Genomic DNA, 12,908 nt, shown 5'->3' with positions numbered 1-12,908 from the left:
GGCCCAGAACCGCAGCCCGGTGAGCGAGGGCAGGCGGCTGGGGCCTGTGGTGGACATCGGCGCTCCGGAGGAGGGGACTTCGGGGACGGCGGCGGGCGCCCGGGTGAACGAGCCCGGCGGCCCCGAAGTCACGGTTACGGCGGCCGAGGGGCCCGGCCGTCCACCCGGCGGGCGCGTCCGGCGACGGGCTGCGAGGACGCGTAACCTGCTGGAGCGGACCGGATGGAGGGGTCGATGACGGTGGAGGAGCAGCGAGCCGGGAGCCGGGTCAGCCGGCCGGAGAACCGGCTGGTGCGGCGCGGGTTCACCGATCCCGCGCGGGCGGTGCGGCTGCTGGAGGGCCCCGGCCTGGAGGGACTGGCCGACGACCCCGTGCTGCTGGACGCGCTCGGCGCCACCGCCGACCCCGACCTCGCGCTGCTCGGACTGGCCCGGCTGCTGGAGGCCGACGAGGAGGTCGACCGGCACACCCTGCGCGACACCCTCACCACCTCCAAGCCGCTGCGCGACCGGCTGCTCGGCGTGCTCGGCGTCTCCACCGCGCTCGGCGAGCACCTGGCCCGGCACCCGCACGACTGGCACGTGCTGGTCACCTTCGAACTGCGCGACATGCACCCCGGCCCGGAGGACTTCCGCCGCGCCCTCGCCGAGGGCGTCCGGGACTCCGACCTCGGCCCCGCGAACGCGCTGCGCGTCGCCTACCGCCGGTGCCTGCTCGCCATCGCCGCCCGCGACCTCACCGGCACCACCGACCTCGCGCAGACCGCCGCCGAACTCGCCGACCTGGCCGGCGCCACCCTCCAGACCGCCCTGGACCTCGCCGCCGAGCAGGACCCGGAGGCCGCCGGGGCCTGCCGGCTCGCCGTGATCGGCATGGGCAAGTGCGGCGGCCGCGAGCTCAACTACGTCTCGGACGTCGACGTGGTCTTCGTCGCCGAACCGCGCGAGGGAGTGGACGAGCAGGAGGCGATCAGGGCCGCCACCCGGCTGGCCGCCGCCCTCACCCGGCTGTGCGCTGACACCACCGGCGAGGGCACCATCTGGCCGGTGGACGCCAACCTGCGCCCCGAGGGCCGCAACGGCCCGCTGGTGCGCACCCTGGCCAGCCACCTCGCCTACTACCAGCGCTGGGCCAAGACCTGGGAGTTCCAGGCGCTGCTCAAGGCCCGCCCGGTCGCCGGGGACGCGGAGCTCGGCGCCGCGTACGTGGAGGCGCTCGCCCCGCTGGTCTGGCAGGCCGCCGCCCGGGAGAACTTCGTCGCCGACGTGCAGCAGATGCGCCGCCGGGTGATCGACTCCATCCCGGCCACCGAGCTGGACCGCCAGCTCAAGCTCGGCCCCGGCGGGCTGCGCGACGTCGAGTTCTCGGTGCAGCTGCTCCAGCTGGTGCACGGCCGCACCGACCCGGCGCTGCGCAGCGGCAACACCCTGGAGGCGCTGGCCGCGCTCTCCCGCGGCGGGTACGTGGGCCGAGCCGACGCCGCCTCGCTGGACGCCGCGTACCGCTTCCTGCGCTCGCTGGAGCACCGTATCCAGCTGTACCGGCTGCGCCGCACCCACCTGATGCCCACCGGGGCCGAGGACCTGCGTCGGCTGGCCCGCTCGCTGGCGGCGCTGATCAACGGCGACACCCGTGCCGACCCGGTGGCCGCGCTGCACCGCGAGTGGAAGCGCCACGCGGTGGAGGTCCGGCGGCTGCACGAGAAGCTGTTCTACCGGCCGCTGCTCGACGCCGTCGCCGAACTGCCGCCCGGCGCCACCGGGCTGACCCCGGACGCGGCCCGGGCCCGGCTGGAGGCGCTGGGCTACACGGACCCGGCGGCCGCGCTGCGGCACCTCAGCGCGCTCGCCTCCGGGGTGAGCCGCAAGGCGGCGATCCAGCGCACCCTGCTGCCGGTGCTGCTCGGCTGGTTCGCCGAATCCGCCGACCCGGACGCCGGGCTGCTCAACTTCCGCCAGGTCTCCGACGCGCTCGGCCGCACCCCCTGGTACCTGCGGCTGCTGCGGGACGAGAGCGCCGCCGCCGAACAGCTGGCCCGGGTGCTGTCCGCCGGCCGGCTCGCCCCCGACCTTTTGCTGCGCGCCCCCGAGGCGGTGGCCATGCTGGGCGACCCGAACGGCCTGGAACCGCGCGGCCGGGCGGCGCTGCAGTCGGAGATACTGGCCGCCGTCGGCCGGGCCGGGTCCACCCGGGCCGCGGTGGCCGCGGCCCGCTCGGTGCGCCGCCGGGAGCTGTTCCGCACCGCCGCCGCGGACGTGCTCGGGCGGCTCGGGGACGACCCGGCCGAGGCGCTGGACGCCGCCGGGGAGGCGCTCACCGCGCTCAACGCCGCCACCCTGGGCGGCGCGCTGCGCGCCTGCGTCGCCGGCTGGGAGGCCGAGCACGGGGACCTGCCGACCCGGATCTCGGTGATCGCGATGGGCCGCTTCGGCGGCCACGAACTGGGCTACGGCTCGGACGCGGACGTGCTCTTCGTCCACGAGCCGCTGCTCGGCTCGCTGGAGGAGGAGGCCGCCCGGGCCGCCCAGGCGGTCTGCAACGAGCTGCGCACCCAGCTGGGCGCGCCCTCCACCGAGCCGCCGCTGCTGGTCGACGCGGACCTGCGGCCGGAGGGCCGCAGCGGCCCGCTGGTGCGCACCCTCGCCTCGTACGCGGCGTACTACCGGCGCTGGTCGCACGCCTGGGAGAGCCAGGCGCTGCTGCGGGCCGAGCCGGTGGCCGGGGACGAGGCGCTGGGCGCGCGGTTCCGGCAGCTGATCGACCCGCTGCGCTACCCCGGCGGCGGGGTGCCGGAGCGGGACGTGGTGGAGATCCGCCGGATCAAGGCGCGGATCGAGGCCGAACGGCTGCCGCGCGGCGCCGACCCGACCACCCACACCAAGATCGGCCGGGGCGGGCTGGCGGACGTCGAGTGGACGGTGCAGCTGCTGCAGCTCCGGTACGGGCACGAGGTGCCGGCCCTGCGCACCACCCGGACCAGGGCGGCGCTGGCGGCCGCCGTGGCGGCCGGGCTGGTCGAGCCGGAGGACGCCGAGGTGCTGGACGCGGCCTGGGTGCTGGCCTCCCGGGTGCGGGCGGCGGTGATGCTGGTGCGCGGGCGGCCGGGGGACAGCTTCCCGGGGGAGGCCAGGGAACTGGCCGGGGTGGCCCGCTACCTCGGGTACGGCTCCGGGCACAGCGGGGAGCTGCTGGACGACTACCGGAGGGTCACCCGGCGGGCCCGGGCGGTGGTGGACCGGCTGTTCTACGGCACCGGCTGACGGGCGCGGCCGGACCGGTACGGCGGACGGCGGACCGCGGCCGTACGGCGGGCGGGTACGCGAGAGGGGCCCCGCTCGGGGGCCCCTCTCGATGTCCGGCTTTCCGGGCCGACGGCGTTCGGGCTACCGGCGCGCGCTGGTGACCGCGGGCTCGCTCCACTGCTCCGGGACGGTGATCGGCTGCTCCTCCACCGTCTCCCGGGCGGGCACCCTGGGCAGCCTGTACACCCACTCGTGGTACATCCACCGGGCGGTGAGGAAGCCCACCATCAGACAGAGCGCGCCGCCGACGGCGTCCATCCAGAAGTGGTTGGCGGTGGAGACGATGACCACCAGGGTGGTGGCCGGGTACAGCAGGCCGAGCACCCTGACCCACGTGCGGCGGGCCAGGAAGAAGATCGCCAGACCGCACCACGTCGACCAGCCGATGTGCATGGAGGGCATCGCCGCGTACTGGTTGGAGACGTGCGCGGCGGGCCCGGAGGCCATCGAGCCCCAGGTGCCGTGGACCTTCACGGTGTCGATGAAGCCGCCGTCGGTCATCAGCCGGGGCGGGGCCAGCGGGAAGAAGTAGAAGCCGACCAGCGCGATCCCGGTGGTGATGAACAGCACGCTGCGGGCGGCGACGTAGCGTCCGGGGTGGCTGCGGTAGAGCCAGACCAGGACGCCGATCGTGATCACGAAGTGCAGCGTCGCGTAGTAGTAGTTCATCCCCGTGATGAGCCACCCGACGCTGTCCACGGCGTGGTTGACCGAGCGCTCGACGGCGATGCCGAGGTGGTGCTCCAGGTCCCAGATCCAGCGCGCGTGCTTCTGGGCTATCGCCTCCTGCTCGGGCACCGCGTTGCGGACGAGCGAGTAGAGCCAGTAGCTGATCCCGATGAGCGCCAGCTCGAACCAGATCCGCGGCCTGGCCGGTGAGCGGCGCTGGGCGCTGATGCGGCCGCGCAGGGTGGCCGTACGGGACTGGGCGGCACGGGTGGTTCCATCGGACAGGCGGCCGGGGACGGCCTTCGCTGCTTCGGAACCGCCACCGCTGGCCGCTTCGGCGCGCCTGGCGTCGCCTCGCTGGATCTCGGTCGGTTCCCCCATGGACGGCAAGTCTGCCAGACGGCTCGTAGCCGACTGCTCATCCTCTGGAAGTGGATTCTTCACCGGCTGTCCCCCTTGAGGGGTAGGGGCCGGCTGCCACCGGGGCGGGGGGTGCTCGGGGGTTCGGTGCGTACCGGTGGGACGGACATACGTCCCATTGTCACGCCCGTCGCTCCGAGGGAGTAATCGGGGTGGTCGCGGGCGCCGCTCGCGCACCTGGAGTTTCCGGCTACGAAACGGTTTCTGCATCTTGCTGAAACATATTGCAGGCCGCTAGCTTCCTGGGAAAATCGATCGCCCCTTCCCCTAAGGGAGCCCTCAGTGGCCGATGCCCCGCTCCGCCCCCGACGGAGCACTGCCCGACGAACCACCGTCCGCCGCAGACCACCGGGCCGCACCGCCGTCCTGCTGGCCGCCGCGCTGACCGCCGCCACCCTCGGCGGCGCCCCCGCGGCCCTCGCCGCCGCCCCGCCGGCCCCGCCCTCGGACGCCGCGCTGGCGGCCACCGCCGGGCGGCACGACCTCACCCGCGAACAGTTCTACTTCGTCCTGCCCGACCGCTTCGCCAACGGCGACACCGCCAATGACACCGGCGGCATCACCGGCGGGCGGCTGGAGAACGGCTTCGACCCCGCGGACAAGGGCTTCTACCACGGCGGCGACCTGGCCGGGCTGATCCAGCGGCTCGACTACATCCAGGACCTCGGCACCACCGCGATCTGGATGGCGCCGATCTTCAAGAACAAGCCGGTACAGGGCAGCGGGGCCGACACCTCGGCCGGGTACCACGGCTACTGGATCACCGACTTCACCCAGGTCGACCCGCACTTCGGCACCAACGAACAGCTCAAGGACCTGATCGCCAAGGCCCACGCCCGCGGCATCAAGGTCTTCTTCGACGTCATCACCAACCACACCGCCGACGTCATCGACTACGCCGAGAAGCAGTACGGCTACCGCTCCACCGGCGCGTACCCGACGCTCGACGCGGGCGGCAACCCGGTGGACGAGACCGCCGTCGCCGACGCGGGCGGCCCCTGGCCGCGGACCACCAAGGACTCCTTCCCCTACACCCCGGTCTTCCGCACCCCGGCCGACGCCGCCGCCAAGACCCCGTCCTGGCTCAACGACCCGGCGCTCTACCACAACCGGGGCGACTCGACCTTCGTCGGCGAATCCGCCACCGAGGGGGACTTCAGCGGCCTGGACGACCTCGACACCCAGAACCCCAAGGTGGTGAAGGGCTTCGAGAAGGTCTACCAGCAGTGGGTCGAGGACGTCGGCGTGGACGGCTTCCGGATCGACACCGTCAAGCACGTCGACATGGCGTTCTGGCAGCAGTGGGCCCCCGCGCTCAAGGACTTCGCCGCCAAGCGGGGCAACAAGAAGTTCTTCATGTTCGGCGAGGTCTACTCCGGGGACCCGGCCGTCACCGCGCCGTACGTCACCAAGGGCAGGCTCCAGGCCACCCTGGACTTCCCGTTCCAGGGCGCGGCCCGCTCCTACGTCTCGCAGGGCGGCTCGGCGCGCAACCTCGCCGACGTCTACGCCCAGGACTACCGCTACACCGGCGCCGACACCGACGCGTACGAGCTGCCCACCTTCCTCGGCAACCACGACATGGGACGCTTCGGCTCCTTCCTGCTCGCCGACAACCCCGGCGCCGACGAGGCGACCCTGCTGAAGAAGGACCGGCTCGGCACCGAGCTGCAGTTCCTCACCCGCGGCCAGCCCGTCGTCTACTACGGCGACGAGCAGGGCTTCACCGGCGCGGGCGGCGACAAGGACGCCCGGCAGGACGTGTTCGCCTCGAAGACGGCCTCCTACAACGGGGACCGGGTGCTCGGCGGGCCCTCCGGCCCGGCCGACCGGTACGGGCAGGGCGGCGAGCTCTACCAGGGCGTCGCCGGGCTCGCGAAGCTGCGCCGGGACAACCCGGCCCTGGCCGACGGCGCCCAGATCGAGCGCTACGCCGCCGACGGCGCGGGCGTCTACGCCTTCTCCCGGATCGACGCCCAGCAACAGGTCGAGTACCTGGTCGCGGTCAACAACGCGGCCGAGGCGAAGACCGTCACCCTGGACACCTTCTCGGCGGGCATGGGCTTCGACCGGATCCACCCGTCCGCGGGGGAGCGGACCACCAGCGGCTCCGACCGCCGGGTGACGGTCACCGTGCCGGCGCTCTCCTCCGTGGTGTTCAAGGCGGACGGCCGGCTCGCGGCCGTCGGCGCCGCGCCGCGGATCTCGGTGCGGCCGCCCGCGGACGGCTCCTCCGGGCTGGTCACCGTCGGCGCCGCGGTGGACGGCGGCGGCTTCGACCGGGTGAGCTTCGCCGCCCAGACCGGCAACGGACCCTGGCGGACCTTGGGCACCGCCGACACCGGGAAGTACGCCGTCACCCAGGACCTGGGCGCCGTCGCCCCCGGCACGGTGGTCCGCTACAAGGCCGTGGTGCGGGACTCCAGCGGCCACCTGCGCTCCGCCACCGCGAGCTTCACCACCGGCGCCCCCGCGCCCAAGCCGGCGCCCACCGCCGGCTCCCGCCCGTACGCCGTCGTCCACTACAACCGGCCGGACGGCGACTACGACGGCTGGAACCTCTACGCCTGGGGCGACCTCGCCGACGGCGAGGCCACCCAGTGGCCCGCCGGGCACGCCTTCACCGGGCGGGACGCGTACGGCGCCTTCGCGTACGTGCGGCTCAAGCCCGGCGCCTCGGACGTCGGCTTCGTCGTGGAGAAGGACGGCGTCAAGGACGTCGACGCCGACCGGCACCTCGACGTCGGCAGCACCGGCGAGGTGTGGATCGCGCAGGGCGACCCCGCCGTGCGCACCACCGACCCCGGCCCGGGCAACACCCAGCCCGCGAACACCGCCGTCATCCACTACAACCGGGCCGACGGCGACTACGACGGCTGGGGCCTGCACGACTGGACCGGCGCCGCCGCCCCGACCGACTGGGGCAAGCCGCTGACACCGGTGCGCCGCGACGCCTTCGGCGCCGTCTTCGAGGTGCCGCTGGCCGCCGGGGCCACCAGCCTCAGCTACATCCTGCACAAGGGCAACGACAAGGACCTGCCCACCGACCAGTCACTGGACTTCGCCGTCAACGGCAAGGAGGTCTGGATCCTCGGCGGCCGCGAGGGCTACCTGCTGCCGCAGAACCCGGCCGCCTCCTCGCAGATCGACCTGACCGGCGCCAAGGCCCAGTGGATCGACGCCCGGACCGTCGCCGTCCCGGCGAACTACGGCGCCGGCGACGACGCCCTGGCCGGCGGCACCAGCGCCCAGCTGGTGTACGACCCCGAGGGCGGCATCCGGGCGGAGCGGGGCGCGCTCACCAAGCCCGGCAGGTGGCTGCGGCTCACCCCGGTCAAGGGCGGGCTGACCGACGCCCAGAAGGGCGAGTACCCGCACCTTGCGGGCTACCGGGCCTTCACCGTGGACCCCCGGGACGCCGCCCGCGTCCCGGCCGCGCTCCGCGGCCAGCTGCTGTTCACCGAACACCTGCCCAGCGGCGCCGTGCTCGCCGCCACCGGGGTGCAGACCCCGGGCGTGCTGGACGACCTGTACGCGGGCAGGACCGGGAAGGTCGACTTCGGACCGGCTTACTACAACGGCAAGGTGGCGCTGTCGCTGTGGGCGCCGACCGCGCAGGAGGTCTCCGTCCAGGTCTTCGACAGCGCCACCGGGGGCACCCCGAAGACGCTGCCGCTGAAGCGGGACGACGAGACCGGAGTGTGGGAAGTCGTCCGCGACAAGCGCGAGTTGGACGGCAAGTACTACCTGTACCAGGTGAAGGTCTGGGCGCCCTCGACCCAGCAGCTGGTGGTCAACACCGTCACCGACCCGTACTCGGTGGCGCTGTCCACCGACTCGAAGCGGAGCCTGGTCGCCGACCTCGACGCCAGGGAGCTGAAGCCGAAGGGGTGGGACGACCACGCCCGCCCGCAGGCCGTCCCGCCCGCCCGGCAGCAGATCCAGGAGCTGCACGTCCGGGACTTCTCGGTCGAGGACCGGACCGTCCCGGCCGCCGAGCGCGGCACCTACCTGGCGTTCACCGAGTCCGACTCGGCCGGGATGCGGCACCTGAAGGAGCTCGCCGAGGCCGGGGTGACCACGGTGCACCTGCTGCCGACCTTCGACATCGCCACCATCCGGGAGAACGGGGCGGACCGGAAGCTGCCCGCCTGCGACCTCGCGTCCCTTCCGGCGGACGGGCCGAAGCAGCAGGAGTGCGTGGCGGCCGTGGCCGCCGACGACGCGTACAACTGGGGCTACGACCCGCTGCACTACAACGTGCCGGAGGGCTCCTACGCGACCGATCCGGTCGGGACGGCCCGGACCGTCCAGTTCCGGCAGATGGTGCAGGCGATGCACGCGGCCGGGCTGCGGGTGGTGCTCGACGTGGTCTACAACCACACCGCCGCCAGTGGCCAGGCCGAGCACTCGGTGCTGGACCGGGTCGTTCCCGGCTACTACCAGCGCCTCGACGACAACGGCAAGGTGACGGCGGACAGTTGCTGCGCCGACACCGCGCCCGAGCACGCCATGATGAACCGGCTCGTGGTCGACTCGGTGACGCTCTGGGCCCGCGAGTACAAGGTCGACGGCTTCCGCTTCGACCTGATGGGCCTGGACCCGAAGTCCACCATGCTGGACGTGCAGGCCGCCCTGCGGAAGATGACGCCGGACTCGGACGGCGTGGACGGGAAGAACGTCCTCCTGTACGGCGAGGGCTGGAACTTCGGCGTCGTCGCGAACAACGCCAGGTTCGAGCAGGCCACCCAGGCCAACATGGCCGGCACCGGCATCGCCACCTTCGACGACCGGATCCGGGACGCCGCCCGCGGCGGCAACTTCATGCTGAACTCCGCCCCGCAGCAGGGCTTCGCCTCGGGCCTGTACACCGACCCGAACGGCTCGGCCGCGAACGGCACCCCGGAGGAGCAGAAGGCCCGGCTGCTGCACCAGATGGACCAGCTGAAGGTCGGGCTGACCGGCAACCTGGCCGGCTACTCCTTCACCGACAGCTCCGGAAAGCCCGTCACCGGCGCCCAGGTCGACTACAACGGCGCCCCGACCGGCTACGCCGCCAAGCCCGGCGAGGCGGTGGAGTACGTGGACGCCCACGACAACACCGACCTCTTCGACGCGCTCGCGTACAAGCTGCCGACCGGCACCGCGCCCGCCGACCGGGCCCGGATGCAGGCGCTCGGGCTCTCACTGACCGCGCTCACCCAGGGCGCGGGCTTCGCCCAGGCCGGCAGCGACCTGCTGCGCTCCAAGTCGCTCGACTCCAACTCCTACGACTCGGGGGACTGGTTCAACGCGATCCACTGGAACGCGGCGGACGGCAACGGCTGGGGCCGCGGCCTGCCGATGGCGAAGGACAACCAGGAGCAGTGGCCGGCCGCCCGATCCCTGCTGGCCGACCCGAAGCTGACCGTCGGCGCGGCCGACATCCTGGCGACCTCGGCGCAGTACCGGGAGTTCCTGCGGATCAAGCAGTCCTCGCCGCTGTTCTCGCTGCCGACCCTGGCCGCCGTCCAGCAGCGGCTCTCCTACCCGCTCTCCGGCACGGCCGGTGAGACGCCCGGGGTGATCACCCTGCACCTGGACGGCACCGGGCTGGCGGGGGCGGAGAAGGGCGTCACGGTGGTCTTCAACGCCACGCCCACGACGCAGGCGCAGACCGTGCCGGCGCTGCGGGGCACCGGCCAGGCGCTGCACCCCGTGCAGGCGGGCGGGGCGGACCGGGTGGTGCGGGGGTCGGGCTTCGACGCCGCGACCGGCACCTTCACCGTGCCGGGCCGCACCGTGGCGGTGTTCGTGCAGCGCTGATCCGTGCGGTGTCGGTCCGTCCGGCGCGGGCCCGCCCGGCGGTGACGCGTCCGGCGCCGGGTCGACACCGCTTCGTGCACTGCTTCGTACACCGCTTCGTACACCGCTTCGTACACCTCGACAACTCCCGGGCCCCGTACCACTGTTCAGTGGTGCGGGGCCCGGTTCCGGTCGGCGGCGGCCCGGTTCCGTTCCGGGTGAACAATGGCCGGAAACCGTTGATGGCACGGCCGGAACTGTGACGTGCCGGGTCCGCCGGGCGCTGCCGGCCACCCTCCGGCGCGGTCTGCGGTCCTGACTGCTGGTCACCGACTGCCGGTAGTGATCGAACTTTGCCCGGGGCATGAAAACCGTGTTCACGAGTTCGTCGTGGGGTAACACAACTGACGCACCGGCCTGCATACGGTTTCGGTAATGAATCGGCCAATCCGTGGCATGCATCTGTCATCAACGGCTGGTTTGCTGCCACGATTCCTCCGGCTGTAGACGAGGGGACCCCACCCCCCGGTGCAGCTGTTCCAGTTCAGGTGCAGCGCGTCCCGACCCTGCAACGAGTTGTGAGCACCGCATCCCGCACTCCCGTCGCACCCGGCGGGGGCCCCCACTGCGCCGCAACCGCGGCCCAGGTTTCTCTCCACCGTGCGCGACCCAGCGCCGGTTGGAAAAGGAGTCCGCATGTCCCGTTACGCTCACGCACGGAAGGCGGCGGTTGTCATGGCCGCCTCCACCGCGCTGCTGGTCACCGGCATACCGGTGATCGCCCAGGCGGCCACGCCGGACGCACCGGCCGCCGTCGCGGCCCAGCAGGCGAGCCGCGCCCAGCTGATCTCCGTCGCGAACCAGCAGACCTCCGCCCTCGCCCAGAGCCTCGGCCTGAGCGGCGAGGAGAAGCTGGTCACCAAGGACGTCATCCAGGACGCGGACGGCACCCGCCACCTGCGGTACGAGCGCACCCTCAACGGACTGCCGGTCCTGGGTGGGGACCTGGTGGTGCACCAGGCGTCCACCGGTGCGACCAAGAGCGTCGACCGGGCCAGCACCGCCTCGCTGAGCGGTGTGAGCACCACGCCCAAGCTGGCCGCGCCGGCCGCGCAGAGCGCCGCGCTCGCCGCCGAGTCGGGCACCGCCGTGGACACCGCGCCGCGCCTGGTGGTCTGGGCCGCCGACAACAGCCCCCGGCTGGCCTGGGAGACCGTCGTCTCCTCCACCAAGTCCGACGGCACCCCGAGCAAGATGCACGTCGTCACCGACGCCACCAGCGGCCAGGTCATCCAGCAGTGGGACGGCATCGAGACCGGCTCCGGCAAGGGCGTCTTCGTCGGCAACGTCACCATCGGTACGACCCAGTCGGGTTCGACGTACCAGATGAAGGACGGCGCCCGCGGTGGGATGTACACCACCAACCTGAACCACGGGACCTCGGGCACCGGCACGCTGTACAGCAAGTCGACCGACACCTGGGGCGACGGCACCGTCAGCAACGGCGAGTCCGCCGCGGTCGACGCCCACTTCGGCGTCGCGGCCACCTGGGACTACTACAAGAACACCTTCGGCCGCAACGGCATCCGCAACGACGGTGTCGGCGCCTACAGCCGCGTCCACTACGGCAACAACTACGTGAACGCGTTCTGGGACGACTCCTGCTTCTGCATGACGTACGGCGACGGCAGCAACAACACCGCGCCGCTCACCGAGCTCGACGTGGCCGGCCACGAGATGAGCCACGGCGTCACCTCGGCCACCGCCAACCTGACCTACTCCGGTGAGTCCGGCGGCCTCAACGAGGCCACCTCGGACATCTTCGGCACCATGGTCGAGTTCTCCGCCAACATCCCGACCGACAACCCCGACTACCTGATCGGTGAGTTGATCGACATCAACGGGAACGGCACCCCGCTGCGCTACATGGACAAGCCGTCCAAGGACGGGGCCTCGGCCGACTACTGGTCCTCCACCGTCGGCAACAAGGACGTCCACTACTCGTCCGGTGTCGCCAACCACTTCTTCTACCTGCTGTCCGAGGGCAGCGGCGCGAAGGTCATCAACGGCGTCAGCTACGACTCGCCGACCCAGGGCAACATCGCCGTGACCGGCATCGGCCGGGACAAGGCGGCGGCGATCTGGTACCGCGCGCTGACCACCTACATGACCTCCAGCACCAACTACGCCGCGGCGCGCACCGCGACGGAGAAGGCGGCCACCGACCTGTACGGCGCCGGCAGCGCGGAGCTGACCGCGGTCGGCACCGCCTGGGCGGGCGTCAACGTCGGCACGGCGCCCAACCCGGGCGGCGTCACCGTCACCAACCCGGGCAACCAGTCCACCGCCGTCGGTGGCGCGGTGAACCTCCAGATCAACGCCACCGGCGGCACCGCCCCGCTGACCTACAGCGCGACCGGCCTGCCCACCGGCCTGTCGATCTCCTCCTCCGGCGCGATCACCGGTACCGCCTCCGCCGCGGGCACCTACAACGTGACCGTCACGGCGAAGGACTCGGCCGGCAAGACCGGCACCACCAGCTTCACCTGGACGGTGTCCACGGGTGGCGGTGGCTGCACCCCGGCGCAGCTGCTGGGCAACGCGGGCTTCGAGACGGGCACGGCCACGCCGTGGACCGCGTCCAGCGGCGTGGTGGACAGCAGCGCCTCGCAGGCGGCCCACAGCGGCTCCTGGAAGGCGTGGCTGAACGGCTACGGCTCCACGCACTCGGA

At 72.7% G+C, this 12,908-nt stretch carries 4 protein-coding genes; 3 read left to right on the top strand and 1 reads right to left on the bottom strand.

What is annotated here, in order from left to right:
• Nucleotides 1-234 precede the first annotated feature (234 nt).
• Nucleotides 235-3,261, top strand: a complete 3,027-nt coding sequence (locus tag AB0E96_RS30060; RefSeq protein ID WP_359828929.1) for a bifunctional [glutamine synthetase] adenylyltransferase/[glutamine synthetase]-adenylyl-L-tyrosine phosphorylase — start codon at nucleotides 235-237, stop codon at nucleotides 3,259-3,261.
• Nucleotides 3,262-3,384: 123 nt separating this feature from the next.
• Here the strand turns inward: AB0E96_RS30060 and AB0E96_RS30055 are convergent, their stop codons facing one another.
• On the bottom strand, nucleotides 3,385-4,353 hold the full coding sequence (locus AB0E96_RS30055) for a phosphatase PAP2 family protein (RefSeq protein ID WP_359828928.1): 969 nt from the start codon (nucleotides 4,351-4,353) through the stop codon (nucleotides 3,385-3,387).
• A gap of 321 nt (nucleotides 4,354-4,674) precedes the next feature.
• Here AB0E96_RS30055 and pulA point away from each other — a divergent pair, with 321 nt between their 5' ends.
• Both pulA and AB0E96_RS30045 read left to right on the top strand, forming a co-directional pair.
• Nucleotides 4,675-10,197 (top strand): pullulanase-type alpha-1,6-glucosidase, encoded by a 5,523-nt coding sequence (gene pulA / locus AB0E96_RS30050; RefSeq protein ID WP_359828927.1) that lies wholly within the window; start codon nucleotides 4,675-4,677, stop codon nucleotides 10,195-10,197.
• 675 nt (nucleotides 10,198-10,872) lie between these two features.
• The coding region (locus AB0E96_RS30045; RefSeq protein WP_359828926.1) for a M4 family metallopeptidase at nucleotides 10,873-12,908 on the top strand (2,036 nt) is incomplete at its 3' end.

Origin of the sequence: Kitasatospora sp. NPDC036755 (assembly GCF_040636595.1) — a bacterium.
Lineage (GTDB): Bacteria > Actinomycetota > Actinomycetes > Streptomycetales > Streptomycetaceae > Kitasatospora.
The sequence above is the reverse complement of the archived record's forward strand: the minus strand, read 5'-3'. Positions and strand labels throughout refer to the sequence as shown.

Bases quoted from the DNA above. Each gene is read 5' to 3' on its own strand.
- AB0E96_RS30060 (WP_359828929.1), top strand. From the start codon at position 235: ATGACGGTGGAGGAGCAGCGAGCCGGGAGCCGGGTCAGCCGGCCGGAG.
- AB0E96_RS30055 (WP_359828928.1), bottom strand. From the start codon at position 4,353: ATGGGGGAACCGACCGAGATCCAGCGAGGCGACGCCAGGCGCGCCGAA.